The 15,677-nt window shown below is 45.2% G+C and carries 16 protein-coding genes; 3 read left to right on the top strand and 13 right to left on the bottom strand.

The window, feature by feature from the left end; all coding sequences use genetic code 11:
• Nucleotides 1-39: 39 nt before the first annotated feature.
• Complete coding sequence (glgB, locus tag BUA14_RS22040) at nt 40-1,986, bottom strand: 1,4-alpha-glucan branching protein GlgB (protein WP_072774578.1); 1,947 nt, start codon at nt 1,984-1,986, stop codon at nt 40-42.
• 237 nt (nt 1,987-2,223) lie between these two features.
• Here glgB and BUA14_RS22035 point away from each other — a divergent pair, with 237 nt between their 5' ends.
• Entirely contained in the window at nt 2,224-2,748 is a 525-nt protein-coding gene (locus BUA14_RS22035; RefSeq protein WP_072774577.1) for a CarD family transcriptional regulator, read from the top strand.
• Nucleotides 2,749-2,906: 158 nt separating this feature from the next.
• Here the strand turns inward: BUA14_RS22035 and carB are convergent, their stop codons facing one another.
• The 8 genes from carB to BUA14_RS28135 form a co-directional block, all read right to left on the bottom strand.
• Nucleotides 2,907-6,167, bottom strand: coding sequence for a carbamoyl-phosphate synthase large subunit (carB, locus tag BUA14_RS22030; protein WP_072774576.1), 3,261 nt, complete (start codon nt 6,165-6,167; stop codon nt 2,907-2,909).
• The gene (gene carA, locus BUA14_RS22025) at nt 6,157-7,263 is read right to left on the bottom strand and encodes a glutamine-hydrolyzing carbamoyl-phosphate synthase small subunit (protein WP_072774575.1); all 1,107 of its coding nucleotides are present in this window, start codon (nt 7,261-7,263) and stop codon (nt 6,157-6,159) included. Before carA ends, carB begins: the two co-directional genes overlap by 11 nt.
• A 248-nt stretch (nt 7,264-7,511) precedes the next feature.
• Nucleotides 7,512-8,012 (bottom strand): hypothetical protein, encoded by a 501-nt coding sequence (locus BUA14_RS22020; RefSeq protein WP_072774574.1) that lies wholly within the window; start codon nt 8,010-8,012, stop codon nt 7,512-7,514.
• A 16-nt stretch (nt 8,013-8,028) separates the two neighbouring features.
• Nucleotides 8,029-8,223, bottom strand: coding sequence for a DUF4083 family protein (locus BUA14_RS22015; protein ID WP_072774573.1), 195 nt, complete (start codon nt 8,221-8,223; stop codon nt 8,029-8,031).
• Nucleotides 8,224-8,269: 46 nt separating this feature from the next.
• Nucleotides 8,270-8,917, bottom strand: coding sequence for a LolA family protein (locus tag BUA14_RS22010; protein ID WP_072774572.1), 648 nt, complete (start codon nt 8,915-8,917; stop codon nt 8,270-8,272).
• A 2-nt stretch (nt 8,918-8,919) separates the two neighbouring features.
• Nucleotides 8,920-9,252: a hypothetical protein gene (locus BUA14_RS22005; RefSeq protein ID WP_072774571.1), complete on the bottom strand. Its 333-nt coding sequence runs from the start codon at nt 9,250-9,252 to the stop codon at nt 8,920-8,922.
• 64 nt (nt 9,253-9,316) lie between these two features.
• Complete coding sequence (locus tag BUA14_RS28140; RefSeq protein WP_178371773.1) at nt 9,317-10,111, bottom strand: hypothetical protein; 795 nt, start codon at nt 10,109-10,111, stop codon at nt 9,317-9,319.
• Between the two features lie 55 nt (nt 10,112-10,166).
• Entirely contained in the window at nt 10,167-10,319 is a 153-nt protein-coding gene (locus tag BUA14_RS28135; protein WP_178371772.1) for a hypothetical protein, read from the bottom strand.
• 130 nt (nt 10,320-10,449) lie between these two features.
• Here BUA14_RS28135 and BUA14_RS28130 point away from each other — a divergent pair, with 130 nt between their 5' ends.
• Complete coding sequence (locus BUA14_RS28130; RefSeq protein ID WP_178371771.1) at nt 10,450-10,620, top strand: hypothetical protein; 171 nt, start codon at nt 10,450-10,452, stop codon at nt 10,618-10,620.
• Nucleotides 10,621-10,622: 2 nt separating this feature from the next.
• The gene (locus BUA14_RS21990) at nt 10,623-11,036 is read left to right on the top strand and encodes a type II toxin-antitoxin system death-on-curing family toxin (RefSeq protein WP_018306166.1); all 414 of its coding nucleotides are present in this window, start codon (nt 10,623-10,625) and stop codon (nt 11,034-11,036) included.
• Between the two features lie 146 nt (nt 11,037-11,182).
• Here BUA14_RS21990 and BUA14_RS21985 read toward each other — a convergent pair whose 3' ends face one another.
• The 4 genes from BUA14_RS21985 to BUA14_RS21970 all read right to left on the bottom strand — a co-directional run bounded on the left by BUA14_RS21985 (nt 11,183) and on the right by BUA14_RS21970 (nt 15,492).
• Complete coding sequence (locus BUA14_RS21985; RefSeq protein WP_072774569.1) at nt 11,183-12,085, bottom strand: toll/interleukin-1 receptor domain-containing protein; 903 nt, start codon at nt 12,083-12,085, stop codon at nt 11,183-11,185.
• Between the two features lie 389 nt (nt 12,086-12,474).
• Nucleotides 12,475-14,313 carry an LTA synthase family protein gene (locus BUA14_RS21980; protein WP_072774568.1) on the bottom strand — a complete coding sequence of 613 codons (1,839 nt, stop codon included), beginning with the start codon at nt 14,311-14,313 and terminating at the stop codon, nt 12,475-12,477.
• A gap of 214 nt (nt 14,314-14,527) precedes the next feature.
• Nucleotides 14,528-15,133, bottom strand: coding sequence for a hypothetical protein (locus tag BUA14_RS21975; RefSeq protein ID WP_072774567.1), 606 nt, complete (start codon nt 15,131-15,133; stop codon nt 14,528-14,530).
• A 20-nt stretch (nt 15,134-15,153) separates the two neighbouring features.
• Entirely contained in the window at nt 15,154-15,492 is a 339-nt protein-coding gene (locus BUA14_RS21970) for a HesB/IscA family protein (protein WP_072774566.1), read from the bottom strand.
• Nucleotides 15,493-15,677 lie beyond the last annotated feature (185 nt).

The raw sequence follows: 15,677 nt of genomic DNA, 5'->3' as shown, positions 1-15,677 counted from the left end.
AAACCGAAGTACTGCACTATTTATTCCCCATTCCAATAATTATGCAAGTTCGGGCTTTAATATCATGGCGCCCAGAGCAGGAACCCGAATTTCCAGGGAAAATTCCCGGCCATGCCACGGTACTCCCTCTACTTTTAAAAGCCCGGGATTGGTCATACCCCCTCCACCGTAGTCTGCCGAGTTGGTGTTCAGTATTTCCCGGTAACCCTTGGCCATTTCCACTCCGATTCGATACCTTTCATAGGTATAAGGCTGAAAATTGATCAGAACCACCAGCCTGTCCTGAAAGAACCTTCCCTTGCGGCAAAAGACAATCACTCCCTGTTCATGGTTATGGACATCGATCCATTCAAATCCGGTCCAGTTCTCATCGATTTCCCATAAGGCCTTTTCCCGCAAATACAGCCCATTGAGCTGTTGAACAAAGCCATGGTATTTCCTATGCATCTCATAATCCATAAGAAACCAGTCCAATTCCCGATCTTCACGCCACTCGATGAACTGAGCGATCTCTCCCCCCATAAAGAGCAGCTTTTTGCCGGGGCTGGTCATGAAATAGGTGGCTAAACCCCTCAAACCTGCGAACTTCTGTCCGTAATCTCCCGGCATTTTATCCAGTAAGGACTTTTTGCCATGGACCACCTCATCATGGGACAACGGGAGAATATAGCTCTCGGCATAGGCATACATCATGGGAAAGGTTAAGAGCTGATGAAAGGATCTGCGCTCAGGAAAGTCCAGGCCAATATAACGGAGGGTATCATTCATCCAGCCCATATTCCATTTAAATGTGAATCCCAGTCCTCCCTGATCAAGAGGTCCGGTCACCCCCTGCCAATCCGTAGCTTCTTCGGCTATGAGCAGGACTTCGGGATAACGACCATAAAGGGTTGCATTAAGCTGTTTTATAAAGGCGACGGCCTCCAGGTTTTCCCGGCCGCCATGCCTGTTGGGCTGCCAGGCTCCTTTCTCTTTCCCGTAATCCAGATAGAGCATGCTGCTCACTCCGTCCACCCGCAAGCCATCCACATGAAAGACATCCAGCCAGAAGACCGCATTGGAGATCAGGAAACTCCGGACTTCCGAACGGGAATAATCGAATTTATAAGTACCCCATTGCTCATGAACTTCTCTCTCATAGAGGGGACTTCCATCAAATTTGCCCAGACCGTGGGCATCCATACAAAAATGGCCCGGGACCCAATCCAGGATCACACCGATCCCCGCCTGATGGCATTGGTCGATCAGGTACATAAGATCGTGGGGGGTGCCATACCGGCTGGTGCAGGCATAGAATCCCGTGATCTGATAACCCCAGGAGCCGTCATAAGGATGCTCCATCAGCGGCAGGATCTCTACATGAGTATAGCCCATGGATTTTACATAGGGGATCAACTCGGTCACCAGTTGAGCATAATTAAGGAACCGTCCGTCTTCTGTTCTTCTCCATGAGCCTAAATGGATTTCGTAGCTGGACAAGGGCAGCACTTGGGGATTCCTGGTTTTGCGCTGAGCCAGCCAAGCCTGATCCCCCCATGAATAATCCTCCAGGGAATAGACCACCGAAGCTGTATGGGGCCGTACTTCGGAAAAAAAGGCGTAAGGGTCCGCCTTCAGCACCGACTCCCCCGAAGAGGTGAGGATTTCATATTTGTAGATCTCCCCTGTGGGCAGGCCGGGAATAAAGAGTGTCCAAATTCCATGTTCCTCCCATTTTTGCAGAGAGTGGTTCACCCCGCACCAGCCGTTAAAATCTCCTACGACAGAGACTTGCCTGGCCTGAGGAGCCCATACGGCAAAATACGTTCCCCACCGCCCCTCATGCTCTAGGAAATGTGCACCGAATTTGCGGTAACTATAATAAAACTCACCACAATTAAAGAGGTACATCTCTTCTTGGGTGAGCAAAGGGCTGTCCTTCTGTATTTTTGACTGCATCTTGATGTCTTGAACCTGTAATGCGTTATCCTCTCCTACCCAAGCCATAATACAACTCCTTTGTTATTGAAATTAAACATAGCATTTAATTCTACGATGGATCACCTTCCTTTAGAACCGCCAACTTTTCCCGGGAGGTTTACCCGCAGCTACTGGAGTATTATGAGAACATAACCAAATATTTATATTGACATCTTGCTTATATTTATGATATCATACTATTTTTTTACATTCAACAAGTTTTGTGTTATAATCAATTCAGGAAATTCTTTGGGGGGTGACTCAATGTTTCAAGTGGGTGATAAGGTACTCTATCCCATGTATGGAGCAGGAATAATCGATTCCATTGAAGAAAAAGAGGTCTTAGGTGTTAAAGGGCAGTATTACCTCCTGAACATTCCTCATGTCAATATGGAAATTATGATTCCAGTAGGCAAAGCTGAGGATTTAGGTATACGCCAAGTGGTCAACAGCGAGGTCGTCGATGATGTACTGCGCTTTTTCTTTGAGGGAGATACGGACCCCGTCATGTTTGAAAGCAATAACCGCTTTTACCGTGATATCAATAAGAAGAAAATGAAGAGCGGCGATATCTATCAGGAAAGCGAGATTATTCGCGACTTAACGAGAAAGAGCAATCTCCATAAACTGGGAATGGAAGATAATAATATGCTGCACACAGCCTTGCAGCTTGTCACCAGTGAAATCGTCCAGGTAAAATGCGTCGAAATGGAAAAAGCCGTGGAAATGCTTCAGAGCGTTATCAATCAGGCTAAAGATGAAAAGGAAAAGCAGGAAGCATTGGGCTGAAGCTTTTGTTAATACACAGTATAGTGCGCAAGTTTATCCTTTCTGACAGTACAAAAAAGAGCACCGCCGAACTACTTCTATAGAGTAGCCGGCGATGCTCTTTTCTTCATGCCTACTGGGCAAATTCGTAAGCGATTCCGAATTTGAGTCATGCTGCTTTATCCCACATCCGCGCCCTTCAAGCGCTCCGGGGTTAGCGTACTGGTTGCTGCGGCGGAACGCTTCATGGCCAGATACGCTTGTAAAGGAAGGGCTTGGGGCGCAGTATGATGGCGAATCTCCTTAAGGGCGCGCACCACCGCTTGAGCAGTATCCATGGAGGTGAGGCAGGGTACCCGGTGCTCCGCAGCCAAACGGCGCAATAAGTAACCGGTCCGCTCTTCAGAGTCCCCCTTGCTGGGGGTGCTGAGTATAAAGGAGAATTCCTGCCGGCGGACGGCTTCCTTAAGCTCGGTGCTGGCCTCTCCTACCTCTTCTAAAGGAATCCCGCAAAAGAGCAACGCTTTAGCTGTATTCCCGGTGGCCTTGACCCCGAAGCCCAGCCGGGAAAGTTCCCGGGTCATGGCGATGGCTTCCGGGCGGTCTTTTTCCGCTACAGCTACCAAAATGTCTCCCTTTTCCGGCAGAGGAACATGGGACGCCGCAAAGGCTTTGGCCAAAGCATACCCAAAATTCACATCCATACCCAAAACTTCTCCTGTAGATTTCATCTCCGGACCTAAGGAAGTTTCGACTTGGGTGAGCTTCTCAAAGGAGAAGACCGGGGCCTTAACGACCACAAAGGGGATCTCCGGGGCCAGGCCATTTCCATACCCCATGTCCGCCAGCTTCTCACCCATAGCCACACGCACCGCCAGGGAAACCAGCGGAATTCCGGTAACCTTGGAGAGAATGGGCACGGTTCGGCTGGCCCGGGGATTCACCTCAATCACATAGACTTTGCCGTTGACCACCACAAACTGAATATTGAGCAGACCACGGACTTCCATGCCTTTCGCTATACGGCAGGTATAATCCTGAATCTGCTGGATTTCTGAAGGGGTGAGGCTTTGGGGAGGATAGACAGCCAGGCTGTCTCCGGAGTGAACCCCGGCCCGCTCAATATGCTCCATGATCCCCGGGATGACCGTGGTCTCACCATCAGCAATAGCGTCCACCTCGACTTCTTTCCCTTCCAGGTAGCGGTCCACAAGAATGGGATGTTCCGGGGATAGGGTGATAGCCCGGGTCAGATAGCCTTCCAGCTCGGCAAGGTCCTCCACCACCTGCATGGCTCTGCCCCCAATAACATAGGAAGGCCGAACCAGCACCGGAAAACCCAGTTCCTCAGCAATAGCCCTGGCCTGACTGACCGAGGTCGCCGCACAGCCTTCCGACTGGGGAATCCCCAGTTCAAGGAGCAATTGGGCAAAGCGTTCCCGATCTTCGGCCTTATCAATAGCATCGACTTGACTGCCGAGAATCCTTACCCCTGCTTTTTGCAGCGGGCTGGCCAGATTAATGGCCGTTTGGCCTCCGAATTGGACCAAAACACCGTCAGCTTTTTCCTTCTCAATAATATGGAGGACATCTTCTAAGGTTAAGGGTTCAAAATAAAGCTTATCTCCTGTATCGAAATCCGTAGAAACCGTCTCCGGATTATTATTGATCATGATCGACTCAATCCCCAGCTCCTGTAAGGCCCAAAGAGCATGAACAGAGCAATAGTCAAATTCTATCCCTTGGCCGATCCGAATCGGTCCCGAGCCCAGAACAATGACTTTGGGGCCGGAATGAACTGCCACTTCATCCTCTTCTTCATAAGTAGAATAGTAATAGGGTGTGGAGGAATAAAACTCGGCAGCACAGGTATCCACTGTTTTGTAGACAGGCTTCAGGCCGTAACGACGGCGTTCCTGCCGGATCTCTTCCTGAGTCATCCCCCGCAAGCGGCCGATGGACTGATCGGAAAACCCTTGGCTTTTGGCTGAACGCAACAGCTCTAAGGTAAGGGGCTCACTCCCCAGGCGGCGTTCCAGCAGCACCAGTTCCTTCAGTTTGTTCAGGAAAAAGGGATCGATCTTAGTCAGCATCCGGACTTCGAGAACGGTCCAATCCCGACGGAAAGCTTCAGCAATAGCAAAGAGGCGTTCATGATCTGCCTGAGCCAGCTTATGCTCGATCTCCATCTCCGTCCAACGTCCTGAATCGGCTATTCTTAAGCCCACCGCTCCGATCTCCAGAGAACGGACAGCCTTCAGCAAGGCGCCTTCCAGCGTCCTGTCTATGGCCATAACTTCGCCGGTGGCTTTCATTTGCGTCCCCAGGCGATTATCCGCCGCCGGAAATTTATCAAAGGGCCAACGGGGGAATTTGACCACTACATAATCCAGAGCCGGCTCAAAGCAGGCGCTGGTGTGACCGGTAACCGGGTTGCGCAGTTCCGGCAGGGTGAAGCCCACCGCTAAAAGGGCAGCCATCTTGGCGATAGGATAGCCGGTAGCTTTGGACGCCAAGGCACTGGAGCGGCTGACCCGTGGATTTACCTCAATGACCACATACTCCCTGCTCTCAGGGTCCAGGGCAAACTGAACATTACAGCCTCCATTCACACCCAGAGCCCGGATGATCTTCAGGGAAGATGATCGCAGCATTTGGTACTCGCCATCGGTCAAGGTTTGTGAGGGAGCTACAACGATACTATCCCCCGTATGGATTCCCACTGGATCGATATTTTCCATATTGCAGACAGTAATGCAATTATCCATAGCATCCCGCATTACTTCGTATTCAATTTCTTTCCAGCCCGCCACACTGCGCTCCAAGAGGCATTGATGAATGGGGCTGGCTTGCAGTCCCCGGTGCAGCACCTCCAGAAGCTCCTTTTCATTTTTAGCAAAGCCCCCTCCTGTACCCCCTAAGGTGTAAGCCGGACGGACAATCACTGGATATCCCCGGCGGACAGTAAATGCCAGACCTTCTTCCAGACTGGTGACGATGGCACTTTCGGCAATGGGTTCACCGATTTCCAGCATGGTTTCCTTGAAAGCTTCCCGATCTTCTGCCTTATAGATCGTTTCCGCACTACACCCGATCAGGGTAACTCCATAACGCTCCAGAATTCCTTCTTCCTGAAGTTTCATGGCCAGATTCAATCCCGTCTGCCCGCCTAGGGTGGGGAGGAGGGCATCAGGCCGTTCCTGATCTAAAATTCCTTCCAGGTTTTGGGGCAAAAGGGGTTCCAGATAGATGCGATCCGCCATCTGTTCATCGGTCATGATGGTGGCCGGATTGCTGTTCACCAGAATGACTTCGATCCCAACTTCCCGCAAAGCTTTGCAGGCCTGAGTGCCGGCATAGTCGAATTCTGCCGCCTGACCGATGACGATCGGGCCTGAGCCAATGACGAGTACTTTTTTCCAGGCTGGATTAAGTGGCATGATGTATCCTCCCTTCCGTCATCAAGGTGGAAAACTCTTTAAAAAGATAGAGTGAGTCATTGGGGCCCGGTCCGGCTTCCGGGTGATACTGCACGGAAAATACCGGGAGCTCCTTATGCCGGACCCCTTCCACAGTCTGATCATTCAGGTTGAGATGAGTGACTTCCAGAAGGGTATCGGCCAAACTCCCCTCAGCCACAGCATAGCCATGGTTTTGGGAAGTAATATGGACCTTTTTCGTACGCAAATCCTGAACGGGCTGATTACCTCCCCGATGCCCATATTTAAGCTTATAGGTGTCCCCGCCTAAAGCTAAGGTCAGGAGCTGGTGCCCCAGGCAGATGCCAAAGACAGGAAACTTATTCACGAATCCGCTAATAGTCTTAATTCCAACCTCCACATCCTTAGGGTCCCCGGGACCATTGGAGAGGAAAACACCATCCGGTTTCAGAGCGAGAATCTCCTGAGCAGAAGCAGAGTAAGGAACCACAGTCAGGGCATAGCCTTCTTCCTGCATAGCTCTGAGGATACTGTTTTTAATGCCAAAATCCATAACCACCACATGGAAAGGTTTCCGGGAGTCCGTTTCACCCAAAGGCGACAGCTTATAGGTCTCCTTGGTGCTTACCCGAGCCACTGCATCCTGGGGAATCTCCCAGTTCTTTAACTCCAGTGCTTTTTGGTCCAGCTCCCCAAGCTCTGTGGTAATCATTCCCCGCAACACGCCATACTCCCGGATAATGCGGGTTAAGGCCCGGGTATCGATACTTTTGATTCCGACAACCCCTGCCTGGGCCAAGGCTCTGGAGATATTCTTTTCCAGTTGCCAATGATGGGGGTTACGCGCTGCTTCTTTGACGATAAATCCCTGGACCTGGATCTGAGGGGACTGATTGTCTAAGGAATTGATGCCGTAGTTACCGATCAGCGGATAGGTCATGCATACCATCTGTCCCTTATAGGAAGGATCGGTGAGGACTTCCTGATAGCCGCTCATCCCTGTATTGAAAACCACCTCTCCCCGAATTTCGCCGCCGGCGCCCAAGGACTCTCCCATGAATATTTTTCCGGTTTCTAATACTAATGCAGCCTGCAATTTAACCCCTCCTCAGATAATTCCGGCTTTTCTCTTATGGTTTATGAATTATTTACTTAAATAATTATACTTTTTAACGCATAATTATTCAATTCCTTTAAAAAAATTTCTTCCTCTCTCCCTACCCGGATATGTCTGGCTACAACAAAAGACCTAACTCCTGTTGAGCAGGAATCAGGCCTTTATCACGGTTCTTTTTTCTTTAGCCGGAGTACAACGAAACCTTACACTGTTAAAACACTTCTTTGCTAAAACTGTACCTCTTTATAGGCAGGGTCTGCGATTCTAATCCTTAATCCACTAATTTTACTTCCGCCAGAAAGTTGAATCTCCACATTACCCTTTGTATACATGTCATGGCTGAACTCTTTGAATCCGCGCTTTTTCAAGTAGGTGACAGCTGAATCCCAATTGTCACCTACTTTAATCCCCAAGATGCTATGTGAGCTATTCTCCGTATCAATCGATGATACTCTGTTCTTGAATAACCCAAGGGATGATGTCATCACAAAAATCTTACTATCGCTGAATCTCCAGCCATTCCCTCCCATTCCATAGACAAACTCCGCTTTTTCACCCATGGTATTAATCAATTCTTCTTCCGTCATAAAAAGCTTAATTGTGGAAACGGAAATACTCTTATTACAATAAAAAGCCTCTAAGACAGGGTAAAATTTATACAGTGCTAAACTTAAAACAATGGCCAATACACTTAGAAAAAGCATAAAACCTTTGATTCTTTTCACCATTTACCTCCCTGAATCTTTAATGGTGATTGCTGTTGTTCTTTTCTCTTTCCAGGATATCTATAACCCTATCCAACTTCCCAAGAATCTCCTGATCCTTTTTTCTTTTCCTTAAAACGAATGGGATGCTAATCAACAGGCCAATGATTAACACAAGGACCAGGAAAGAAATCGTTTGTATTAATAATGTGAAATCCGTGTGTATCGGGTTCATCCCGCACTCTCCTCTCCTTATCTAAACTACTTTGTGAGTTTCCTTCTTATTCTAAGATTAGTGCCGACTCAGGAACCTCAAATTCTTTGTCAGAAACCGAGCCGGGACCTATTTTTATGTTCTTATAAGTCAATGAGGTCACAATCTTCTCATTCTCCGCAAACTCGATCTTAGTTGGGACTCCTGTTTTTTTATCTATCCATATTTTAGATGGATCTACTCCATTAGATGTGTTTGTCCTGACAATGACACTTTGCCTTCCTTCTACTTCTTCCGCTCCCACAATTTCTGCCTTTTCCAGACCGATCCTATCGATATATCTTAAAAACGAATCCTCTCTTATTCCCTGAAATGTTCCCGATATTCCCGTTGATGGGGCAATGGATGCGTTTGGGTTTTGAATCCGATATGTTGTCCTCTTGCCTGAATTATCCGTCAGCAAGCCGAGAGTGTCTATTTTTTCATTATTGCTATAGACCGTTACTTCATATTTAAATTGATTATCTTTAGCCCAGACCTTGCCGTCAAAGATGATTTCTCCAGAATTACGTTCTTCGTAATAAAGCTCTTGAATATCTTTGCTCATGCTGATTAGCTCGTTTAGATCCGCTGACTTAGTACATCCTGTTGTGAGAAAGGCAATGCCGATAAGGATTGCCAGAAAGAATCTGACTTTCAAATCTTTCTCCTCCATTCCTATCTGATCTCCCGCTTATTGCGAGCCCGGGAAATAACCCCGTATAATATCCATGCTATAACTATTCCTAATGAGGTTACTCCAACCACAATGCCACCGATATATGCTGCAAGCTGATTGCCAGATATTGCTCCGGCTGAGTAAGAACCCAGTAACCCAGCCCAAAGAGCTAAGCAATATGCTCCACCTAGGAGAGCCAAATAAATAGGGATGCACTTCACGGCAATGTGTTTTGCCTTGAAGCAGAGAGTGAACTGAATGGCGAGGAAGACTAGTGCTCCCATAGCCCCTATAACGAGGATAGTATAATCAGCACCGTTGACTACAAACACATTAATATCCTCCTCCCCAAATTCCCGTTTGACAAAATAATCTGTTGCTGTTCATAGGGATTCCTCAGCCTGCTTGGAATGGGGCATTTTGGCTTAATCCGGATATTCGGTCTGATTCAACTTCATAAACAAAAGTACCGCTTTGTGTCATGTAGGATGTATCGCGCCATTGGTAGGAAATGAGGATTTCTGAGCTGTCCGGCAACCATTCGGCTGGGATCAGGGCCGGATCGGGACGGGCTTCGTTAACCATATAATCCAATCTCTTTCCCTGTGCTTTAAGTTGCTCCATGACTGAGGCCATAGAGGGGCCTGGCCTCTCGGTAAGCGTTGTGGTATCCACTATGCTGAAATGCGTCCATTCCCGCCCTGAGTAAGTTACGGCCAGAAATTTACTGTTCGCTGACCAGAGAAAGTCAAAGTCCCGCCCGACAATATCGAATACTGTGACCTTTCCGGTTTGGGTATGATAAAGCAGGACTTGATAGATACTGTAAAACAGCCCGTTCTCATCCTTCAAATCTTCCTGAACATTTGACCATACCGCCCAGTTACCGTCCGGTGAATAAATGGCAGATTGGGGGACTGCTGCTTCTGCTACTTCGCCGCTGTCAAAACCGGCATATTCTGTCCCGTTCCCATGTATCTGCTGGACTGACCCGACCGTCTCATCTGAAGCATCGGCATAGTTATAAATCTTGGGATTGACAGCATGAATCCCCAATACCCCTATACAGATGAAAGCCGCAGCTATCATGATCCAAAAAGCCGGCCTTTTGTAGTTCAAAACACTTTCTATGCCTTTTCGGCAAGAATTCAAAAACATCCCTGTGGATTTCAGCCCTTCTTTTGGCTTCATTATTGCTGCCTCCCACTGCATGAGCAATCAGTAGAGTAAAAAAGATTAAAGGGGTCTATTCAGGCTCTTTTTTATTTGCTTCGGATTTGCCACTATTTTCGAGCATTCTTTTAATTTCCTTCACATCGTCTGCAATACGAAACACCTTATAGTAAATTATAAACAAGATGATCATAGGTATAATATAAACCATGATGATATCGCCCATGAAAAGTTCCTCCTTTCAAACGCCTTGTATATGTTCCATGTGACATTATGTTTTATAGTCTTAAGACTATATCCCCTCAGTTTGAATAATAATACTAATAATTGTTCCAAATCACGAAAGGTGGTACAATATGGATAAAGATAGAGCTAAATCTGAGGGAGATATTGATATGGCTATTCCAAAGGAACCTAAAAACGGCGCACAGCCAAACTCTTCAAGTGAGCATAAACGAAAAATTGCTAAGTCACTTAAGGAAGTTACATCACAGCATTCCAAGCTCCTTAAGAAACTTGCGGAATAGTTATGAATGACATCGAACTCCTTTATATAGAGGATATCCTCTCAATTCACGAAGAGGCCATTAAATCTTTTGGCGGGAGTTTTGAACTGTACGGGGATTCTGTGTCAAAAATCCGGAGTATCCTTGACCAGCAATATCCCCATTTCGATCATGACAAATATTCCTCAGTATTTGAAAAGGCAGCGATGCTTTGGTATTTCCTCACGAAAAATCATTGTTTTGTAGATGGTAATAAAAGAGTTGGCTTTTATGCAGCCACAATCCTTCTAAAAATCAATGGATACTCAGATTATATCGATGATGACGAAGCATATGATAAGGCTATTCAGATATCTTGTTCCCAATTAGCCGGCGAGGCATTAGATACCTATATCCTCGAACTGTCACATTGGCTAAAAGAGCGATTTTCTAAGTAAGCAGATCTCATTATAGAGATCTGTATTTTTATTGACCTGAAAGCCCATGTTAGGAACTTTCAGTTAACGTTTAGGTAACCCCGATGCGTCCAGCACTTTCAAAGTATTAAGAAATGCTGTGTTAGCGGAAGTTTTTCTGCTTTTAATTAATACAACTTATCTCCTTTGTACCAATTGAATTTTCTAATCATTTCTTTTGCGGCTTCATGAATCTCATTTCCTCTAGAAAATCGTTCAGTAAAATAACTAGGTTTTTCTTGAGGAATCCCAAATGCAGAATTAAAATCATCCATAAATCTCCATACATATTCATCACATGCATTTACGGAGTTACCAATATAAGTATCAAAATCACTTACTTTAATGTTGTTGGGGTTTGCTTGTTTTTTGAAGCTGGCCATATAAGCATTATTTTCACCAAGTAGTTTAATTGAAATATGTTTGTGTATATACTCATTTTCCTGTTTAACAGAGCAATATAGAGTTATAGAGTATTCATTTGAAGTACCACCAACCCAAGCAGACCAATTATAATCATAAGCTCTATCCACTAATGCGGTCACTAACTGTTCAAATTCTCTTATTTTATATAATTTCCAATCCACTTTTCTATTTTTAGTAAACTTTCTCCAATTATCTTGTGTTATTGCTTGTGTTTCCTTAATCCCAAATATTGAAGCTAATTCATTAAACCCCTGCTCATAATCAACTCTAAAATCGGCGTATTTCCGGTCAATCAGGAAAAATGGCATTTGACATTCTCTATAGTAAATAGGTAATACTACAACTTTTTTCGTTTGCATTTGTTTTACCCATGCTCCACCCAGTTCACTTTTAACCCATTCAGAATTTAATGCTTCTGGAGATAAGATAATGCCTAGATATTCATTTTCTCTGATTCCCTCTTCAATTTTCCATGTAATTGAATCACCAGTTTTAATCTCCCATTTATCATACCAAACATTCACACCAATTCTTTTCAAATCTCTTGCAAGTTTTTCCACAAAGGGTTTATCAATACTTGTATGGCTAAGAAATATACTTGGCACCTTGCTCCCTCCTTTTATTTGTGAAAAATTACTGATAAGGCCTCAATTACGACAATATTTATGCGCATTAATAATATCTCTAATTAAAAATTCAACACTCTTTTAAATATTCCTCCAAATTATCCATATCTTAGAGGGAGTATCTGCTTTCACTTAGATCCCGACCGCATTGTTCTTAACACAAAGGCCCCTCTATCTGCCGGCAGAAACCAGCAGATAGAGGGGTCCTGAAAATTCACCCTTTGCAAATGCCGTGGCAAAGGTAAGCTCGGAAATACGCTTATGCGAATTCGCCCCAAGGGTATTCGTTCAGCTCCCTTTGTAAGGCTATGATTACATTTTCTTCTTTAAAACCCATTCTTGTATAGAGTCGCTCATTGTCCATTTGTTTATTTTTTCTTTTGGTCAAAATAGTTGCTTTGAATGATTAAATCAGCAAGGGTCTGCCCTTTTATGGCATGGTCCTCAAGTTCCTTGCTGGTGCCGACAAAGCTTCCATCAGCCAAAATGGCGTAATCTCTTTGGGTCGTGAGTAGATTTCGGCCCTGTGCAGTCTTTGTGTACTTTTCTTCTTCTATGCCCATCAAATAGGCGACCGTTGGCAAAACATCGATCTGCCCCCCTGTGGTCTCAATAATCTTGGAGCCCATGCCTTTTTTGTAGATAATTAAGGGTACCTTGCGATCGTTTTCCATCCACCAATCTTCCTGAGGCTGGATACCGGCAAGCTCATCATTGTAATATTTATGAATCCCACCATGATCACCATAGATCACAATCACCGTGTTGTCTAAAATCCCTTTCTGATCGAGGGATTCTATAAATAGACCAATTTCCTTATCTGTGTAATGGATGCTCTGAAAATATCCCCCCAGTTTTGTCCGGTCAAGCTGTGGCTCGATGTCCAGTTCACGATATTCTTGAGGCAGATCAAAGGGGCCATGACTGGTCATGGTAATAATGAAATCGTAGAAAGGCTGCCCAGACTGCTCAAGGATAGGGAGCATTTGCCGAAGATAGCTCCCGTCACTTAATCCCAAACCAATTTTCTCATCCATAACAAAATCCGTAATATCCAGGGTATTGGAGAAACCCATGGCGGTTAAAGCCTGGACCCAATTCCAGTAACCGGCGTTATCGGGATGGCTGGCTTGGGTAGTGTATCCTTTTTCAGCAAGCAGCTTAGGCAGGGAATTGTACTCGTTGAGCGGGTATCTGAAAAAGGTGCTCCCCCGCCTTACCGGATATACGGAGGCATTGGTCAGGAGCTCAGCATCAGAAGTGGTTCCATTCCATACCTGCTCATAGAAATTGGGGAAATAGATGCTGTCCTGCAAAAGCCGGTTTAGCGTCGGAGTTATTTCCTGGCCATTGTAGCTTTGATTGATGACAAAGTTCTCCAAGGATTCCACCTGTAAGAGGATAAGGTTTTGCCCCGCAAATACTCCTTGATACTCATCAGCAGGTGAATCTTCCTGATGCTGTACATACCAGTCTTCGATCTCCTCCTCCTGTTCAGGAGTCAGCTCAATGACCTGATTTTCCTTAAAATAAACATAGCCTTCATAGAAATGATAGCCCACAGGCGATAAATTTCTCATCGTATCGGTGGGAGTCCAGCAGATACGGAAAACAATCTGGTTTTGCCCATTCTCCACCCGGTCATAGCGATAATGAGCTGAATAAATAAATCCCACAGCAAGTACACAAATAAGCAGGAACCAGGGAGTTTGCCGTCTGATTTCCTTTCCTGACTCTCTCTTCATGATAAGCAAGAGCAGTCCCAATAAGCAATCGATGAAAAAAAGAGCATCAGGTAAATAAATCAGAGATACAATTGAACCTCCCAGGTCTTCAAGATTGGCCAATTGGGAAATAAGGTGAAAGGTAAGAAAATCACCATATCCTCGATAATAGACTAAATCAGCGAACAGCATAAAGGCCAGGATCGCGCTGAAGACCCATGTTACCCAGAGACGGCTTCTTCCCTTGAAAAGCAACGGGACGGAAAAGAATAAGAGGGTAAAGCAAAGAGCAATAACGCTGGACACTCCGTAATTATTCACAAAGTAAAATTCCCAGGAGTTGTTCCATGATGTGGTCATTCCCATAAAGGCAATGACCTTAATATAGCCAATAATAAAGGATCCCCACCAAAAAGGATCCGGTACAAGGTCTATAATTAGGCGGAGGTTTCTCTTGATGGATTCGTATTGAAGAACGGGCATTACATCACCTTATAGTAAACTTTATTGTGTAAACATATTTTAAAAATAGTGTAACGAAAATGTAAAGACAGTTAACATTATAGCATACCCCTCCGGTCAGTTAAAATTGGCTGTCGTCCAGTTAGCCAAGACTACCGCCCTCTCCCAGCCGATTATTAGCAATACCGTACTATTTTGCTTTGGCCAGGCAAGTGCCAATCTTGCCCCGCAATGCCTAAAAATCGACTCTCTTCGTTACGTTAAAGAGATCTACATACCCTTCCTCATTCAGCTGCACAATTCCTTCGCCTTTCTTCGCTTGACTGGTCCCATCCTTTGCTCTTTTCTCGACCTCCACCGTGTAGTAATATTGCCTATCCTGGTCTTTCTTAATCTGAATATCTTTCACATAGAACCGGCACTCTTCTTCCCAGGCCAGTTGGTCAAATTTGCTTATGTATCTGTTTTTAAGCAACCCCTGCAAAGCAGCTTCCGAGCAGTATCTTTTATACTTTGCAATATAGGGTTTAAATAGTTCCGCAACGCCCTCTGGCGCCATCGTCAGTATTCCTGTTTCTGTTGGCATTAATTCGCTTACTTCCTGCAAATACTGGTTTTGCTTTTCACGGAGTTCCTGATAATCTTTCGTGTTTTCAACCTGATAAAGTTCCAAAAGAAGCCCCTCAATATTCCTTACACCTATTGACTTATTTGGTTGGTAACCGGTTAAAAGAAGGATTATAAATAATAAAGTCACAAACACTATTGCTTTTTTCATGTTTTTTCTCCTTTTTTCAACAACATTAAACACAAAGAGAGCCCCACATAGAGCTCTCTTCATATTCCATACTCTTTAATGACTTAACAGCTTCCGCCACAGCCGCCACAACTGCTGCCACAGCCTTGACCGCCAAAATCTTTCGCTAAGCGGATTTCAAAACCGCTGCCTTCTTCATTTTCTACAAAATCAATGAGGGCATCTTCAAGATATTCGGAAAGAGAGCTGGCTGTAATAACGGATACTCCATGCTCTTCATCCAGAACATCCAGTTCGGTTTTAGCATCCTCTAAGGCCATCCCAAAACTTGGGCCACCGCAGCCAAATCCCGCCAGATAAAGACGAAGATAGCAATTCTCCTTATTCTGTGTCTTTTGTACTTCCTTAACTTTCTGAGCCGCAAGCTCTGAAATCTTAACCATATTCACAACCTCCTTATGATCGCTCGGGACGAACTTCCTTATTATACGCTTTTAAGCTTTGTGCTTGTAGATTACGGATTAAGCCATGTACACTACAGCTTCCTTATGTCTTGGGTTAATTATAGCATTTCTAACCAGCAAAGGGAAAGGTTGTTTTAAAGATACTCTTTACGTAAAAACGAACT

The sequence above is a fragment of the Desulfitobacterium chlororespirans DSM 11544 genome, assembly GCF_900143285.1.
Lineage (GTDB): Bacteria > Bacillota > Desulfitobacteriia > Desulfitobacteriales > Desulfitobacteriaceae > Desulfitobacterium > Desulfitobacterium chlororespirans.
Note: the sequence above shows the minus strand (reverse complement) of the source record. Positions and strands in the feature narration are given on the sequence as shown.

Bases quoted from the DNA above. Each gene is read 5' to 3' on its own strand.
- glgB (WP_072774578.1), bottom strand. From the start codon at position 1,986: ATGGCTTGGGTAGGAGAGGATAACGCATTACAGGTTCAAGACATCAAG.
- BUA14_RS22035 (WP_072774577.1), top strand. From the start codon at position 2,224: ATGTTTCAAGTGGGTGATAAGGTACTCTATCCCATGTATGGAGCAGGA.
- carB (WP_072774576.1), bottom strand. From the start codon at position 6,167: ATGCCACTTAATCCAGCCTGGAAAAAAGTACTCGTCATTGGCTCAGGC.
- BUA14_RS22020 (WP_072774574.1), bottom strand. From the start codon at position 8,012: ATGGTGAAAAGAATCAAAGGTTTTATGCTTTTTCTAAGTGTATTGGCC.
- BUA14_RS22015 (WP_072774573.1), bottom strand. From the start codon at position 8,223: ATGAACCCGATACACACGGATTTCACATTATTAATACAAACGATTTCT.
- BUA14_RS22010 (WP_072774572.1), bottom strand. From the start codon at position 8,917: ATGGAGGAGAAAGATTTGAAAGTCAGATTCTTTCTGGCAATCCTTATC.
- BUA14_RS28140 (WP_178371773.1), bottom strand. From the start codon at position 10,111: ATGAAGCCAAAAGAAGGGCTGAAATCCACAGGGATGTTTTTGAATTCT.
- BUA14_RS28135 (WP_178371772.1), bottom strand. From the start codon at position 10,319: ATGGGCGATATCATCATGGTTTATATTATACCTATGATCATCTTGTTT.
- BUA14_RS28130 (WP_178371771.1), top strand. From the start codon at position 10,450: ATGGATAAAGATAGAGCTAAATCTGAGGGAGATATTGATATGGCTATT.
- BUA14_RS21990 (WP_018306166.1), top strand. From the start codon at position 10,623: ATGAATGACATCGAACTCCTTTATATAGAGGATATCCTCTCAATTCAC.
- BUA14_RS21980 (WP_072774568.1), bottom strand. From the start codon at position 14,313: ATGCCCGTTCTTCAATACGAATCCATCAAGAGAAACCTCCGCCTAATT.
- BUA14_RS21975 (WP_072774567.1), bottom strand. From the start codon at position 15,133: ATGAAGAGAGCTCTATGTGGGGCTCTCTTTGTGTTTAATGTTGTTGAA.
- BUA14_RS21970 (WP_072774566.1), bottom strand. From the start codon at position 15,492: ATGGTTAAGATTTCAGAGCTTGCGGCTCAGAAAGTTAAGGAAGTACAA.